Source organism: Oryzobacter telluris (genome assembly GCF_043099285.1).
Lineage (GTDB): Bacteria > Actinomycetota > Actinomycetes > Actinomycetales > Dermatophilaceae > Oryzobacter > Oryzobacter telluris.
This window is the reverse complement of record NZ_CP170723.1, coordinates 3425598-3440405: the sequence shown is the minus strand read 5'-3', so window position 1 is coordinate 3440405 and position 14808 is coordinate 3425598. Positions and strand designations below refer to the sequence as shown.

Genomic DNA, 14808 nt, shown 5'->3' with positions numbered 1-14808 from the left:
GAGGGCTGGGGTGGCCGATGTCGGGGTGGCCGCGCCCGGTTGCGAGAATGCGGGGGTGACCCAGACCCCCTCCCGCACCGACGTCCTCGTCGTCGGCGCCGGACCCTCCGGCGCGGCGGCCGCGGCCTGGGCGGCGCGCGCCGGCCGCGACGTCGTCCTCGCCGACGCCGCCACGTTCCCCCGCGACAAGACCTGCGGCGACGGCCTCACCCCCCGCGCCGTCGCCGAGCTCGACCTGCTCGGCCTGGGCGACTGGGTCCGCGACCACACGGTCAACCAGGGCCTGCGCGCCCACGGCTTCGGCCAGACGCTCCACCTCCCGTGGCCCGGCGGGACCCTCCCCGACCACGGCTCTGCCGTCCCGCGCACCGAGCTCGACGACCGCATCCGCACCGAGGCCCTCGACTCCGGCGCGCAGGGCGTCGAGGGCGCCAAGGCCGTCGACGCCACGGTCGAGGGAGGCCGGGTCCGCAGCGTCACCTTCAAGCGCGGCACCGAGACCGTCGAGATCGCCTGCGAGCGGCTCGTCGTCGCCGACGGCGTGCGCTCGGGCCTGGGCAAGGTCCTCGGCCGCGAGTGGCACCAGGACACCGTCTACGCCGTGGCCGGCCGCTGCTACGTCGACTCCGACCGCGCCGACGACCCGTGGATCAGCAGCCACCTCGAGCTGCGCGGCGAGCGCGGCGAGGCGCTGCCCGGCTACGGCTGGATCTTCCCGCTCGGCGGCGGGCAGGTGAACGTCGGCGTCGGAGCGCTCGCCACCACCAAGCGCCCGGCCGACATCGCCATCAAGCCCCTGATGCGGCGGTACACCGACGAGCGCCGCGCCGACTTCGGCCTCACCGGCGAGCAGCGGATGCCGACCAGCGCACTCCTCCCGATGGGCGGGGCCGTGAGCACCGTCGCGGGGGCCAACTGGGCGCTCATCGGTGATGCCGCCGCGTGCGTCAACCCGCTCAACGGCGAGGGCATCGACTACGGGCTGGAGACCGGCCGCCTCGTCGTCGACCACCTCGACGACGACCTCGCCGCGGTCTGGCCCGCCCTGCTGCGCGACCACTACGGCGAGGCGTTCTCCATCGCCCGCCGCCTCGCCGGCATCTTCACCGTCCCGAAGACGATGGCCGCCCTCGGCCCGGTCGGGATGCGCAGCGACTGGCTGATGACGCTCGCCCTGCGGTGGATGGGCAACCTCGTCACCGACGAGGACCGCGACCGCTCGGCCCGCATCTGGCGCTGGGCCGGCCGCCGCTCCATCGGCATCGACGCCCGCCCGCCCTTCTCCTGACCGCCGCGAGTGCGGAAACGGCTGCTCGGGCGACCATTTCCGCACTCAGCGCACGCCCGCCCGGCCGCGAGTGCGGAAACGGCTGCTCGGGCGACCACTTCCGCACTCAACGCGAGAAGGGGAGGCGGGGGGGCGGCGGCGTCAGGGGGCGGTGGCGGTGAGGGCGTCGCGCATCGGCACGAACTTGGCCGAGCTCTCGGCCACCTCGGCCTCGGGGTCGGACCCCGCGACGATGCCGCAGCCGGCGAACAGCCGGATGCGCGACGGGTCGTCCTCGGCGACCGCGCCGCAGCGCAGCGCGATGCCCCACTCACCGTCGCCGGTGGCGTCGATCCAGCCGACCGGACCGGCGTAGCGCCCGCGGTCCATGTGCTCGAGCTCGGCGATGACGGCGTCGGCGTCGCGGGTCGGGGTGCCGCACACCGCCGCCGACGGATGGAGCGACTCGGCGAGCGCCAGCGACGACGCCCCGTCGACGAGCACGCCTGCCACGTCGGTGGCCAGGTGCATGACGTTGGAGAGGTGGAGGACGAACGGTGCCTCGGGCACGTTCATCGACGAGCAGTGCGGTGCCAGCGCGTCGGCGACCGAGCGCACGGCGTACTCGTGCTCCTCGAGGTCCTTCGACGAGCGCGCCAGCGATGCAGCCAGCGCGAGGTCGTGCTCGTCGTCCCCGGTGCGGCGGATCGTGCCGGCGAGGACGCGGGAGGTGACCAGGCCCTTCTCGCGCCGGACGAGCAGCTCGGGCGTCGCGCCCACGAGCCCGTCGACGGCGAACACCCACGTCGTGTCGTAGGTCTCGGCGAGGCGGTGCAGGAGCCACCGCACGTCGAGCGCCCCGGACGCCACCACCTCGAGGTCGCGGGCCAGCACGACCTTGTCGAGCGAGCCGGCGGTGATCCGCGAGACGGCCTCGGCCACCGCACCCGCCCACTGCGCGGGCGAGAGCGCACCGTCGGAGAACGCCACGTCCTGCGGCGGCGGGGGAGCGGGGTGCACGCGCACCTCGGCCAGCCCCGGAACCGCGGCCACCGACGGCGCCTGCTCGACACCCACGGTCGTCAGCCAGGCCACGCCACCTCGCACGCCCACGACGACCTCGGGCACGACGAGCGTCGCCCCGGCCGGAGACCCTGCCGCGTACGACACCGACCCGAAGGCCACGGGACCGGTGCCCGGGCGGTCGACCTCGTCGCGCACCACGGCCGACCCCACGAGCCGGGCCCACCAGGCGTCGAGCTCGGCCATCCGGTCGGGGCCGCTGGTCGTCAGGGAGGCCGCGCGGCCCCAGCCGACGAGGCCCTCGCCGCGGCGCACCCACGACACGAGGTCGCGGGGTCCACCGGGCGGGACGAGCGAGAGGAGCGCGGCACCCAGCTCCGGCGCGAGCGGCACGGTGCGGGACACGAGAGGGGCTGCGGTCTCCCCGATCGTGTCGGTCGGCCGGTCGCCCGCGGGCAGCGAGGTCATCACGCAGGAGGATACGACCACGACCCGTGCGGGCCCGACACCACCTCGGTGGGAGGATGGCGCGCATGAGCCGCGCCTCCCTCGACAAGGACCCCCGCGACGTCGCCGCGATGTTCGACGACGTCGCGAGCAAGTACGACGTGACCAACGACGTGCTCTCCCTGGGCCAGGACCGGCTCTGGCGCCGTGCCGTCGTCGCCGCGTGCGACGCCCGCCCCGGCCAGCGCGTCCTCGACATCGCCGCCGGCACCGGCACGAGCAGCGAGCCGTTCGCCGACTCCGGCGTCGACGTCGTCCCCGCCGACTTCTCGCTCGGGATGCTCCGCGTCGGCCACCGCCGTCGGTCCGACCTCGGCTTCACCGCCGCCGACGCGATGAACCTCCCCTTCGCCGATGCGAGCTTCGACGTCGTGACGATGAGCTTCGGGCTGCGCAACGTCGCCGACCCCGACGCCGCCCTGGCCGAGTTCCTCCGCGTCACGAAGCCCGGAGGCCGCCTCGTCGTGTGCGAGTTCAGCCAGCCGACCAACGGCGCGTTCCGCACGGTCTACTCGCGCTACCTCATGCGCGCGCTGCCCCCGGTGGCCCGCAAGGTGAGCAGCAACCCCGACAGCTACGTCTACCTCGCCGAGTCGATCCAGGCCTGGCCGGACCAGAAAGCGTTGGCGCACAGGGTTGCCGGCGCAGGGTGGTCCGACGTGCAGTGGCGCAACCTCTCCGGCGGCATCGTCGCCCTGCACCGGGCGACGAGGACCGCCTGACCGACCTGCCGAAGGTTAGGGGGACCTAAGTGCGTCACCCCCGGAGCGGGTCGTAGAGTGCTGCCGATCGTGAAGACATTCACAAGCACCCCGAGGCATCTGTGACGACCCAACGCCGCGCCCTCCAGCGCCACGCTCCCGGGAGGACCACCTCCCCGGGTGTGCCGTACGTCACTCCCCCTAGGATGGCCGGGACGCCGCCGCTCGACCCGGCGGTCCGTGCCCACCGGACGCACACGAGCACCGAAAGGGGAGTTGTCCCGCGATGAACAACCCCTACGTCCCGCTGCTGATCCTCCTGGCCCTGGGCTTCGGATTCGCCGTCCTCTCGGTGGGCACGAGCCTCGTCGTCGGCCCCAAGCGCTACAACCGCGCGAAGATGGAGGCCTACGAGTGCGGCATCCAGCCGACGCCCCGCGCCGCCGGTGGTGGGCGCGTGCCGATCAAGTACTTCCTCACGGCGATGCTCTTCATCATCTTCGACATCGAGGCCGTGTTCCTGTACCCCTTCGCGGTGGCCTTCGACCAGCTGGGCCTGTTCGCCCTCGTCGAGATGGTCCTGTTCATCATCACCGTGTTCGTCGCCTACGCCTACGTGTGGAAGCGCGGGGGGCTGGAGTGGGACTGATGACGACCGCCGCACCCGCCGTGACCGCCGTACCCGCCGCATCCGCCACGCTCGCCAAGGAGGCCTGATGGGACTCGAGGAGAAGCTGCCCGCAGGGTTCGTGCTCACGACGCTCGAGAACGTCGCGGGCTACATGCGCAAGGCCTCGATCTGGCCGGCCACGTTCGGCCTGGCCTGTTGTGCGATCGAGATGATGGCCGTCGGCACCCCCGACTACGACATCGCCCGCTTCGGCATGGAGCGCTTCAGCGCCACCCCGCGCCAGGCCGACCTGATGATCGTCGCCGGCCGCGTCAGCCAGAAGATGGCCCCCGTCGTGCGCCAGGTCTACGACCAGATGCCCAACCCCAAGTGGGTCATCTCGATGGGGGTGTGCGCCAGCTCGGGCGGCATGTTCAACAACTACGCGATCGTCCAGGGCGTCGACCACGTCATCCCGGTCGACATCTACCTGCCGGGCTGTCCGCCCCGCCCGGAGATGCTGCTCAACGCGATCATCGAGCTGCACGACCAGATCCAGAACAGCAAGCTCGGCGTCAACCGCATCGCGGCCGCCCGGGCCGCCGAGGAGGCCGCCCTGCGCGCCACCCCGACCTCGATGATGGCGCCCACCCACGACCACCTCGCGCACCTCGCGGCGCCGGCGGGGAAGAACCTGCTCGCATGAGCGACGAGACGAAGACCGGCGACGGGCCGGAGCTCGAGGACGCCGACGTCCAGGCGGTCCCCGACCTGGAGATCGACTCCCCGGAGACGCGCACGATCGACGACCCGGACGCCTCCACCCAGGCGCACACCGCGAACATCGCCACCTGGCAGCAGCTCTCCGAGGAGGACCAGCAGCCGGTCCGCGTCGGTGAGCGCAGGGGCATGTTCGGCCCGCGCGACGGCCAGGACACCTCCGGCTACGGCGGTCTGGTCACCCCCACGCTCCTCCCCGGCGCGTCCGCCCGCCCGTACGGCTCCTACTTCGACGAGGTCGCCGACACCCTCGGCGCCGCCCTCGAGCAGGCCGACGGCCCCTCGGGCGCCGAGGCCGTGGAGAAGGTCGTCGTCGACCGCGGCGAGCTGACCCTGTTCGTCCGCCGCGAGCACCTCGTCGCCGTCGCCCGTGCCCTGCGCGACACCCCCGAGCTGCGCTTCGAGATGTGCATGGGTGTCTCCGGCGTCCACTACCCGGGCGAGGAGGGCCGCGAGCTCCACGCGGTCTACCCGCTGCTGTCGGTCACCCACGGCAGCCGCCGCGTCCGCCTCGAGGTCACCGCGCCCGACGCCGACCCGCACATCCCCTCGCTCGTCGCCGTCTACCCCGGCAACGACTGGCACGAGCGCGAGACGTGGGACATGTTCGGGATCATCTTCGACGGCCACCCCGCGCTCACCCGCATCCTCATGCCCGACGACTGGCCGGGCCACCCGCAGCGCAAGGACTACCCCCTCGGCGGCATCCCCGTCGAGTACAAGGGCGGCGTCGTACCCCCGCCCGACGAGCGGAGGGCGTACAGCTGATGACGACCCACGACCAGGACACCGACATCTTCGAGTCCGCCGCCGACGAGCCCACCGTCGACCCCTACGGCGCGTCCACCCACGACGGTGCCGAGGGCGCGAAGGTCTTCACCGTCTCCGGTGGCGACTGGAACGACCTCGTCGACGAGGCGACCGCGCTCCACGAGGAGCGCATCGTCGTCAACATGGGCCCGCAGCACCCGTCCACGCACGGCGTGCTCCGCCTCATCCTCGAGCTCGACGGCGAGACGGTCACCGAGGCCCGCGCCGGCATCGGCTACCTCCACACCGGCATCGAGAAGAACATGGAGTTCCGCACCTGGGTGCAGGGCGTCACGTTCTGCACCCGGATGGACTACCTCACGCCGATGTTCCAGGAGACGGCCTACTGCCTCTCCATCGAGAAGCTCCTCGGCATCACCGACCGGATCCCGGAGCGGGCCAACGTCATCCGCGTGATGATGATGGAGCTCACCCGCGTCAACTCCCACCTCGTGTGCCTCGGCACCGGCGGCATGGAGATGGGCGCGACCACGGTGATGACCGTCGGCTTCCGCGAGCGCGAGCGCATCCTGCGCGTGTTCGAGGCGATCACCGGCCTGCGGATGAACAACGCCTACATCCGCCCCGGCGGCGTGGCGCAGGACGTCCCGCACGGCGCGGTCGACATGGTCCGCGAGGTCATCACCGAGCTGCGCCGCGGCCTCCACGAGCTCGAGCTCCTCCTCAACGAGAACCCGCTGCTCAAGGGCCGCACCGTCGGCATCGGCTACCTCGACCTCACCGGCTGCATCGCGCTGGGCATCACCGGCCCGGTGCTGCGGTCCACGGGCCTGCCGCACGACCTGCGCAAGTCCGACCCGTACTGCGGCTACGAGACCTACGACTTCGAGGTCAAGACCCGCACCGGCGCCGACGCCTACGACCGCCTGCGCGTGCGCATCGACGAGATGTACGAGTCGCTGAAGATCGTCGAGCAGTGCCTCGACCGCCTGCAGCGCACCGAGGGCCAGCCGGTCATGGTGGAGGACAAGAAGATCGCGTGGCCGGCCCAGCTGGCCATCGGCGGCGACGGCCAGGGCAACAGCCTCGACCACATCCGCGAGATCATGGGCTCCTCGATGGAGTCCCTCATCCACCACTTCAAGCTCGTCACCGAGGGCTTCCGGGTCCCGCCCGGCCAGGCCTACGCGGCCGTCGAGTCGGCCAAGGGCGAGCTCGGCTGCCACACCGTCTCCGACGGCGGCACCCGCCCGTACCGGGCGCACTTCCGCGACCCGAGCTTCAACAACCTCCAGGCCGTGGCGGCGATGTGCGAGGGGTCGCAGGTCGCCGACGTCATCGTCGCCGTGGCCTCCATCGACCCCGTCATGGGAGGAGTCGACCGCTGATGGCCCACGACTTCGGCCTCCAGACCGCCTCCGGTCACCTCACCGTCAGTGAGGAGTCCAAGGCGCGCTACCCCGACGACGTCGAGGCGCAGTTCCGCGCCGACGCCGCCGAGGTGGTCGCCCGCTACCCGGAGAAGCGCTCGGCCCTGCTGCCGCTGCTCCACCTCGTGCAGTCGGTCGACGGCTACGTCACCGGCCGCGGCATCGACCTGTGCGCCGACATCCTCGACCTCACCACCGCCGAGGTGTCGGGCGTCGCGACGTTCTACACGCAGTACAAGCGCCACCCCAACGGCGAGTACACGGTGGGCGTCTGCACCAACACCCTGTGCGCCGTCATGGGCGGCGACGAGATCTGGGACGCGGTCTCCGAGCACCTCGGCGTCGGCCACGACGAGACCACCGACGACGGCAAGATCACCCTCGAGCGGGTCGAGTGCAACGCGGCGTGCGACTACGCCCCGGTCGTCATGGCGAACTGGGAGTTCTTCGACAACCAGACCCCCGCCTCCACCATCGACCTCGTCGACGAGCTGCGCGCGGGCAACGACGTGCGCCCCACGCGCGGTCCCAACAGGGTCTGCACCTTCAAGCAGGTCAGCCGCGTGCTCGCCGGCTTCCACGACGGCCTGGCCGACGAGGGCGTGGGCGCCGGACCCGCCTCGCTCGTCGGCCTGAAGCTGGCCAAGGAGAAGGGCTGGACCGCCCCCGCGGGCGCCACCTCCGCCTCCGCCGGCGGCGCCGCCGCCCCGACCACCCCCGGCAACACCGAGGTCACCCCCGCCAGCGACGACGCCAAGGCCACCAAGGCCGAGCCGGCCGCCGTCGAGGACGGCGCCGACGACGCGCCCGCCGAGGAGAAGCCGAAGCGCGCGACCCGCACAAAGAAGGACTCGTGATGGCGACCACGCTCACCCCGATCCTCAGCGCCTTCTGGGACGACGAGAGGTCCTGGACCCTCGAGACCTACACGGCCAACCGCGGCTACGAGGCGCTCGACAAGGCCCTGGGCATGGAGCCGGCCGCCATCATCCAGGCGGTCAAGGACTCCAGCCTGCGCGGCCGTGGCGGCGCCGGCTTCCCCACCGGCATGAAGTGGTCGTTCATGGCCCCGCCGGACGGCGGCGCCCGCTACCTCGTCGTCAACGCCGACGAGTCCGAGCCGGGCACCTGCAAGGACATCCCGCTGATGATGGCGAACCCGCACGTCCTCATCGAGGGCGTGGCGATCTCCTCGTTCGCGATCGGCTGCGAGCACGCCTTCATCTACCTGCGCGGCGAGGTCGTCCACGTCTACCGCCGCCTCCTGCGCGCGGTCGAGGAGGCCTACGCGGCCGGACACCTCGGCAAGGACGTCCACGGCACCGGGGTCAACCTCGACATCACCGTGCACGCCGGCGCCGGCGCCTACATCTGCGGCGAGGAGACCGCGCTCCTCGACAGCCTCGAGGGACGCCGCGGCCAGCCCCGCAGCAAGCCGCCGTTCCCTGGTGCGGCCGGCCTGTACGCCCGCCCCACCTCGGTCAACAACGTCGAGTCCATCGCCTCGGTCCCCGGGATCATCCTCGAGGGCGTCGACTGGTTCACCGGCATGGGCACCGAGAAGTCCACCGGCTTCGGCATCTTCAGCCTCTCCGGTCACGTGAAGAACCCCGGCCAGTTCGAGGCCCCGCTCGGCATCACCATGCGCGAGCTGCTCGACATGGCCGGCGGCATGCGCGATCCCGACAAGGCGATCAAGTTCTGGACGCCCGGCGGCAGCTCGACCCCGCTGTTCACCGACCAGCACCTCGACGTCCCGCTCGACTTCGAGTCGGTCGGCGCGGCGGGCTCGATGCTCGGCACCCGCGCCCTCCAGGTCTTCGACGAGACCGTCTGCGTCGTGCGCGCCGTCGACCGCTGGACCGACTTCTACAAGCACGAGTCCTGCGGCAAGTGCACCCCGTGCCGCGAGGGCACCTGGTGGCTCAAGCAGATCCTCGGCCGGCTCGAGCAGGGCGAGGGCAGCGAGGAGGACCTCGACAAGCTCCTCGACATCTGCGACAACATCCTCGGCCGCAGCTTCTGCGCCCTCGGTGACGGCGCGACGAGCCCCATCACGAGCTCGATCCAGTACTTCCGCGACGAGTACGTCGCCCACCTCACGCACGGCGGCTGCCCGTTCGACCGGCACGCGTCGACGCTCTTCGCCAAGGACGAGAAGGAAAGCGTGACCGCATGACGACCACGCCCGAGAAGGTCAAGGCCCCTCCGGCCGCCGACCTGGTGACGCTGACGATCGACGACGTCGAGGTGTCGGTGCCCAAGGGGACCCTCATCATCCGCGCCGCCGAGCACGTCGGCATCGAGATCCCGCGGTTCTGCGACCACCCCGGTCTCGACCCCGTCGGCGCCTGCCGCCAGTGCCTCGTCGAGGTCTGGATGCCCGGCCCGCCCGGACCCGACGGGACCCCCGGCGAGGCCCGCCAGATGCAGGGCCCTCCCGGCCGGATGAAGCCCCAGGCCTCGTGCACGATGACCGTCGCCCCGGGCATGGTCGTCAAGACGCAGTACACGTCCGAGGCCGCCGACAAGGCGCAGCAGGGCGTCATGGAGCTCCTGCTCATCAACCACCCGCTCGACTGCCCGGTCTGCGACAAGGGCGGCGAGTGCCCCCTGCAGAACCAGGCGATGAGCAACGGCCGCTCCACCTCGCGCTTCGAGGACGTCAAGCGGACCTACCCCAAGCCGGTGAAGATCTCCTCGCAGGTCCTCCTCGACCGCGAGCGCTGCGTGCTCTGCGCCCGGTGCACCCGCTTCTCCGAGCAGATCGCGGGCGACCCGTTCATCGCCCTCGTCGAGCGCGGCGCGCTGCAGCAGGTCGGCATCTACGAGGAGAAGCCGTTCGAGAGCTACTTCTCGGGCAACACCGTGCAGATCTGCCCGGTCGGCGCCCTCACCGGCTCGGCCTACCGCTTCCGCAGCCGCCCCTTCGACCTCGTGTCGACCCCGAGCACCTGCGAGCACTGCGCCAGCGGCTGCTCCACCCGCACCGACCACCGCCGCGGCACCGTGCTGCGCCGCATGGCCGTCAACGACCCGGCCGTCAACGAGGAGTGGAACTGCGACAAGGGCCGCTGGGCCTTCGCGTACACCACCGTCGGTGACCGCCTCGAGCTGCCGCAGGTCCGCGGCGCCGACGGCGAGCTGCGCGTCGTGTCGTGGCGCGAGGCCCTCGAGGCCGCTGCCGCCGGGCTGAAGGCGGCCACCGCCGCGTCGGTCCTCGTCGGCGGTCGCGTCAGCGCCGAGGACGCCTACGCCTACGGCAAGTTCGCGCGCACGGTGCTCGGCACCAACGACGTCGACTTCCGGGCCCGCCCGCACTCGGCGGAGGAGGCCGACTTCCTCGCCTCCCACGTCGTCGCCACCGGCCCCGAGGGTGGGGCGGTCACCTACGCCGACCTCGAGCACGCCGCCTCGGTCCTCCTCGTCGGGTTCGAGCCCGAGGACGAGAGCCCGATCGTCTTCCTGCGCCTGCGCAAGGCGTTCCGCAGGAACCGCACCCGCGTCTTCGCCGTCTCGCCGGTCGCCACCCGCGGCCTGGCCAAGATGGGCGGCACGCTCATCCCCACGGCGCCCGGCACCGAGCCCGAGGTCCTGCGGGCCCTCGGCGCCGGTTCGGGCACCGAGGTCGTTGCCGAGGCCGGCCGCGCCCTGCGCGAGAACGCCGTCGTCCTCGTCGGCGAGCGCCTGGCCACCGTCCCCGGTGGGCTCAGCGCCGCGGCCGCGCTGGCCGAGGCCACCGGCGCCCGCCTGGCCTGGGTTCCCCGCCGCGCCGGTGAGCGCGGTGCGCTCGAGGCCGGTGCGCTGCCCACCCTCCTGCCCGGCGGCCGTCCCGTCGCCGACGGCGCGGCCCGCGCCGAGGTCGCGCAGGCCTGGGGCGTCGCGTCGCTGCCCGAGGCGGCCGGTCGCGACACCGCCGCCATCGTCGCCGCCGCGGCCTCCGGTGAGGTCGACGCGCTCGTCGTCGGTGGGGTCGACCCCGCCGACCTCGGTCTCGCCGGCGCCGCCGAGGCCCTCGCGGCGCCGTTCGTCGTCTCCCTCGAGATCCGCCCCTCGGCGGTCACCGCGGTCGCCGACGTCGTCCTGCCCGTCGCGGCGCACGCCGAGAAGGGCGGCACGTTCGTCGACTGGGAGGGGCGCGTGCGCCTCTTCGAGGCCGCCCTCGACACCGGCTACGTCAGCGACTACCGCGCGCTGGACATGCTCGCCGACGAGCTCGGCGAGTTCCTCGGCACGCGCACGCTGCGCGAGGTCCGTGCCGAGATGGAGGAGCTCGGCCCCTGGGCCGGCGCCCGTCCGGCCTCCCCGTCCGTCGAGGCCGGTGAGGTCCCGAGCGTCGAGCCCGGCACCCTCGTCCTCGCCACCTGGCGCCACCTGCTCGACCACGGGTCGCTGCAGGACGGCGAGCCGTTCCTCGCCGGCACGGCACCCAGGCCGGTCGCCCGTGTCTCGGCCGCCACCGCCGAGTCGGTCGGCGTCGTCGACGGCGACCACCTCGCCGTCACGGTGGGCGCCACCACGGTCACTGCACCGGTCCTCGTCTCCGAGATGGCCGACCACGTCGTGTGGCTCCCCACCAACTCCACCGGGTCCGACCTGCGGGCCGCGCTCGAGGGTGCACCGGGAGCGCTCGTCTCCGTCACGAAGGAGGGGCAGGCATGAGCACGCTGCTGGCACTGCCGCAGGTCGCCACGCTCGCCACCGCGGGCACCGACAACCCCACCGCCGACTTCAGCGACACCCCGCTGTGGCTGTCGCTCGTCAAGGCGCTGGTCATCTTCGTCTACCTGCTCCTGTCGACCCTGCTCGTCATCTGGTTCGAGCGCCGCGTCATCGGCCGGATGCAGCAGCGTCCCGGCCCGAACCGCAACGGCCCCTTCGGCCTGCTGCAGACCCTCGCCGACGGCATGAAGTCGATGCTCAAGGAGGACGTCCGCCCGAAGGCCGCCGACGTCGTCGTGTTCACGCTCGCGCCACTCATCACCGCGACGATGGCGTTCGTCTCGTTCGCGATCATGCCGTTGGGCGGCCAGGTCAGCATGTTCGGCCACACCACGCCCCTGCAGCTCACCGACACCCCGGTCGCCGTGCTCCTCGTCCTCGCCGTCGCCGGCGTGGGCATCTACGGCGTCGTGCTCGCGGGCTGGAGCTCGGGCTCGACCTACCCCCTCATCGGTGGCCTGCGCAGCTCGGCGCAGATGATCTCCTACGAGATCGCGATGGGCCTCTCGCTCGTCGGCGTCTTCCTCTACGCCGGGTCGATGTCGACCTCGCAGATCGTCGCCGCCCAGCGCGACCTGTGGTTCGTCATCCCCGCGTTCTTCAGCTTCTTCGTCTACGTCATCACGATGGTCGGCGAGACCAACCGCCTGCCGTTCGACCTCGCCGAGGGCGAGGGCGAGCTCACCGGTGGCTTCCACACCGAGTACGGCTCGATGCGCTTCGCGATGTTCTTCCTCGGCGAGTACATCAACATGTTCACCGTCGCGGCCCTGGCCACGACGATGTTCCTCGGCGGCTACGCGGCGCCCCCCGGCGTCTCGCTCATCGCCGACGGGATGTTCGCCACCGGCTGGTGGGGCATCTTCTGGTTCACCTTCAAGCTGTGGATGTTCATGTTCGTGTTCGTCTGGCTGCGCGGCTCGCTGCCCCGCGTCCGGTACGACCAGTTCATGCGCTTCGGGTGGAAGTTCCTCATCCCCGCCACCCTGTCGTGGGTCGTCCTCATCGCCCTGTTCCGTGCCGGGCAGAACGGCTGGCTCGACTGGTTCGGCGACCTGCGCATCGCGGGCCGGACCTTCCCGGGCAGCTCCCTGCTCCTCGTCGGCGTCATCGCCGTCCTCGCGCTCGTCGCCGGATGGGTGTGGGACCGCCGCGCGGAGGCCAAGGAGGCCTCGCTGCACCCCACCGTGCCCGACGAGATCGACCCGTTCGCCGGGGGTTTCCCCGTGCCGCCGCTGCCCGGTCAGCGCCTGCGCGAGCCCTCGCTCACCGCCCCGGCCCTCGAGTCCGGTCGCGACACCAAGGAGGCCACCCGTGGCTGACGAGCAGAAGAAGCCCGGCTTCTTCTCCGACCTGTTCGCCCCCGTCGGTGGCTTCGGGGTCACCTTCTCGACGATGTTCCGCAAGGTCGTCACCGAGGAGTACCCGGAGGAGAAGCGCCCCACCCAGCCGCGCTTCCACGGCCGCCACCAGCTCAACCGGCACCCCGACGGCCTGGAGAAGTGCGTCGGCTGCGAGCTGTGCGCGTGGGCCTGCCCGGCCGACGCGATCCTCGTCGAGGGCGCGACCAACGACGACTCCGAGGGCGGCGAGGGCCGCTTCAGCCCGGGGGAGCGCTACGGCCGCGTCTACCAGATCAACTACCTGCGCTGCATCTTCTGCGGGCTGTGCATCGAGGCCTGCCCCACCCGGGCGCTGACGATGACCAACGAGTACGAGCTCGCCGACAACAACCGCGCCGCGCTGATCTTCACCAAGGACCAGCTCCTCGCGCCGGTGCAGCCGGGCATGCTCACCCCGCCGTTCCCCATGGCCGACGGCCTCGAGGAGCGCGACTACTACCTCGGGAAGGTCTCGGCGGCCACCGACGCCCAGCGCGAGTACGTCGCCGCCCACGCCCGCACCGACGACGCGGAGGTGACCTCGTGACCAGCAGCGGTGAGGCGGTGCTCTTCTGGGTGCTCGGGCCCCTGTCGGTGCTCGGCGCCCTCGGCCTGGTGTTCGCCCGCAAGGCGGTGCACGCCGCCCTGGGCATGGCGATGACCATGATCGTCCTCGGCGTCTTCTACATCACCCAGGGGGCCGACTTCCTCGGCGTCATCCAGATCTTCGTCTACACCGGCGCGGTCATGATGCTCTTCCTCTTCGTCCTCATGCTCGTCGGCGTCGACTCCTCCGACAGCCTCGTCGAGACCCTCACCGGGCAGCGCTGGGCCACGGTCGTGCTGAGCCTGGGCCTGGGCGGCCTGCTCGGCGCGCTCATCGGCCGGGTGACCCTGCCCGAGACGGTCGGCGTCGAGGCGGTCAACGCGCAGACCGGCAACGTCACCGGCGTCGCCCAGCTGATCTTCGGCCGCTACGTCTGGGTCTTCGAGATGACGAGCGCGCTGCTCATCACCGCGGCCCTGGGCGCCATGGTCCTCGCGCACCGCGAGCGCTTGGGCAAGGGCCCGAACCAGAAGGAGTGGAGCAAGCGCCGCTTCCGCGAGGGCGAGAACCTCGCGGGCCTGCCGGCGCCCGGCGTCTACGCGCGGCACAACGCCGTCGACACCCCCGCCCTGCTCCCCGACGGCAGCCCCTCCGAGCTGTCGGTCTCGCGCGTTCTCACCGCCCGCGAGCAGAACACCTCACCCGAGCTGTACCGCGAGAACGAGGCCGAGATCGAGCGCGACCTGCGCGAGGGGAGTGAGCGATGAGCCTGCTCAACTACGTCTACCTGGCCACCGTGCTGTTCGTCATCGGCGGCGCCACGGTGCTGACCCGCCGCAACGCGATCATCGTGTTCATGGGCGTCGAGCTCATGCTCAACGCGGCCAACCTCGTCTTCGTGACCTTCGCCCGCCTGTACGGGAACCTCAACGGTCAGGTCCTGGCCCTCTTCGTCATGGTCGTCGCCGCCGCGGAGGTCGTCGTCGGCCTCGCGATCATCATGGCGATCTTCCGGTCCCGCCGGTCGGCCTCGGTCGACGACGCGAACCTGCTGAAGCTGTAAGGAGC

Annotated in this window: 14 protein-coding genes; 13 read left to right on the top strand and 1 reads right to left on the bottom strand. The window is 71.9% G+C overall.

Features of this window, described 5'->3' with window-relative positions; all coding sequences use genetic code 11:
* Nucleotides 1-55: 55 nt before the first annotated feature.
* Entirely contained in the window at nt 56-1288 is a 1233-nt protein-coding gene (locus ACFLFB_RS15995) for a geranylgeranyl reductase family protein (protein ID WP_392543160.1), read from the top strand.
* A gap of 141 nt (nt 1289-1429) precedes the next feature.
* Here ACFLFB_RS15995 and ACFLFB_RS15990 read toward each other — a convergent pair whose 3' ends face one another.
* Nucleotides 1430-2758: an isochorismate synthase MenF gene (locus ACFLFB_RS15990; protein ID WP_392543159.1), complete on the bottom strand. Its 1329-nt coding sequence runs from the start codon at nt 2756-2758 to the stop codon at nt 1430-1432.
* Nucleotides 2759-2823: 65 nt separating this feature from the next.
* On the opposite strand from ACFLFB_RS15990, the gene ACFLFB_RS15985 reads away from it, so the two are divergent.
* From ACFLFB_RS15985 to nuoK, 12 genes are all read left to right on the top strand, one after another.
* On the top strand, nt 2824-3519 hold the full coding sequence (locus ACFLFB_RS15985; RefSeq protein WP_392543158.1) for a demethylmenaquinone methyltransferase: 696 nt from the start codon (nt 2824-2826) through the stop codon (nt 3517-3519).
* A gap of 265 nt (nt 3520-3784) precedes the next feature.
* Nucleotides 3785-4147 (top strand): NADH-quinone oxidoreductase subunit A, encoded by a 363-nt coding sequence (locus tag ACFLFB_RS15980; protein ID WP_392543157.1) that lies wholly within the window; start codon nt 3785-3787, stop codon nt 4145-4147.
* Nucleotides 4148-4214: 67 nt separating this feature from the next.
* Entirely contained in the window at nt 4215-4814 is a 600-nt protein-coding gene (locus tag ACFLFB_RS15975) for a NuoB/complex I 20 kDa subunit family protein (protein WP_392543156.1), read from the top strand.
* Nucleotides 4811-5656 (top strand): NADH-quinone oxidoreductase subunit C, encoded by an 846-nt coding sequence (locus tag ACFLFB_RS15970; RefSeq protein WP_392543155.1) that lies wholly within the window; start codon nt 4811-4813, stop codon nt 5654-5656. Before ACFLFB_RS15975 ends, ACFLFB_RS15970 begins: the two co-directional genes overlap by 4 nt.
* Nucleotides 5656-7047, top strand: coding sequence for an NADH-quinone oxidoreductase subunit D (locus ACFLFB_RS15965; RefSeq protein ID WP_392543154.1), 1392 nt, complete (start codon nt 5656-5658; stop codon nt 7045-7047). Before ACFLFB_RS15970 ends, ACFLFB_RS15965 begins: the two co-directional genes overlap by 1 nt.
* The gene (nuoE, locus tag ACFLFB_RS15960; protein WP_392543153.1) at nt 7047-7946 is read left to right on the top strand and encodes an NADH-quinone oxidoreductase subunit NuoE; all 900 of its coding nucleotides are present in this window, start codon (nt 7047-7049) and stop codon (nt 7944-7946) included. Before ACFLFB_RS15965 ends, nuoE begins: the two co-directional genes overlap by 1 nt.
* Nucleotides 7946-9268, top strand: a complete 1323-nt coding sequence (gene nuoF / locus ACFLFB_RS15955) for an NADH-quinone oxidoreductase subunit NuoF (RefSeq protein ID WP_392543152.1) — start codon at nt 7946-7948, stop codon at nt 9266-9268. The genes nuoE and nuoF overlap by 1 nt, the downstream gene beginning before the upstream one ends.
* Nucleotides 9265-11751, top strand: a complete 2487-nt coding sequence (locus ACFLFB_RS15950; RefSeq protein ID WP_392543151.1) for an NADH-quinone oxidoreductase subunit G — start codon at nt 9265-9267, stop codon at nt 11749-11751. Before nuoF ends, ACFLFB_RS15950 begins: the two co-directional genes overlap by 4 nt.
* Complete coding sequence (gene nuoH, locus ACFLFB_RS15945; RefSeq protein ID WP_392543150.1) at nt 11748-13133, top strand: NADH-quinone oxidoreductase subunit NuoH; 1386 nt, start codon at nt 11748-11750, stop codon at nt 13131-13133. Before ACFLFB_RS15950 ends, nuoH begins: the two co-directional genes overlap by 4 nt.
* Nucleotides 13126-13740, top strand: a complete 615-nt coding sequence (nuoI, locus tag ACFLFB_RS15940) for an NADH-quinone oxidoreductase subunit NuoI (RefSeq protein ID WP_392543149.1) — start codon at nt 13126-13128, stop codon at nt 13738-13740. The genes nuoH and nuoI overlap by 8 nt, the downstream gene beginning before the upstream one ends.
* Nucleotides 13737-14507 carry an NADH-quinone oxidoreductase subunit J gene (locus ACFLFB_RS15935; RefSeq protein WP_392543148.1) on the top strand — a complete coding sequence of 257 codons (771 nt, stop codon included), beginning with the start codon at nt 13737-13739 and terminating at the stop codon, nt 14505-14507. The genes nuoI and ACFLFB_RS15935 overlap by 4 nt, the downstream gene beginning before the upstream one ends.
* The gene (nuoK, locus tag ACFLFB_RS15930; RefSeq protein WP_392543147.1) at nt 14504-14803 is read left to right on the top strand and encodes an NADH-quinone oxidoreductase subunit NuoK; all 300 of its coding nucleotides are present in this window, start codon (nt 14504-14506) and stop codon (nt 14801-14803) included. Before ACFLFB_RS15935 ends, nuoK begins: the two co-directional genes overlap by 4 nt.
* Nucleotides 14804-14808: the final 5 nt, after the last annotated feature.

Bases quoted from the DNA above. Each gene is read 5' to 3' on its own strand.
- ACFLFB_RS15990 (WP_392543159.1), bottom strand. From the start codon at position 2,758: ATGACCTCGCTGCCCGCGGGCGACCGGCCGACCGACACGATCGGGGAG.
- ACFLFB_RS15985 (WP_392543158.1), top strand. From the start codon at position 2,824: ATGAGCCGCGCCTCCCTCGACAAGGACCCCCGCGACGTCGCCGCGATG.
- ACFLFB_RS15980 (WP_392543157.1), top strand. From the start codon at position 3,785: ATGAACAACCCCTACGTCCCGCTGCTGATCCTCCTGGCCCTGGGCTTC.
- ACFLFB_RS15975 (WP_392543156.1), top strand. From the start codon at position 4,215: ATGGGACTCGAGGAGAAGCTGCCCGCAGGGTTCGTGCTCACGACGCTC.
- ACFLFB_RS15970 (WP_392543155.1), top strand. From the start codon at position 4,811: ATGAGCGACGAGACGAAGACCGGCGACGGGCCGGAGCTCGAGGACGCC.
- ACFLFB_RS15965 (WP_392543154.1), top strand. From the start codon at position 5,656: ATGACGACCCACGACCAGGACACCGACATCTTCGAGTCCGCCGCCGAC.
- nuoE (WP_392543153.1), top strand. From the start codon at position 7,047: ATGGCCCACGACTTCGGCCTCCAGACCGCCTCCGGTCACCTCACCGTC.
- nuoF (WP_392543152.1), top strand. From the start codon at position 7,946: ATGGCGACCACGCTCACCCCGATCCTCAGCGCCTTCTGGGACGACGAG.
- ACFLFB_RS15950 (WP_392543151.1), top strand. From the start codon at position 9,265: ATGACGACCACGCCCGAGAAGGTCAAGGCCCCTCCGGCCGCCGACCTG.
- nuoH (WP_392543150.1), top strand. From the start codon at position 11,748: ATGAGCACGCTGCTGGCACTGCCGCAGGTCGCCACGCTCGCCACCGCG.
- nuoK (WP_392543147.1), top strand. From the start codon at position 14,504: ATGAGCCTGCTCAACTACGTCTACCTGGCCACCGTGCTGTTCGTCATC.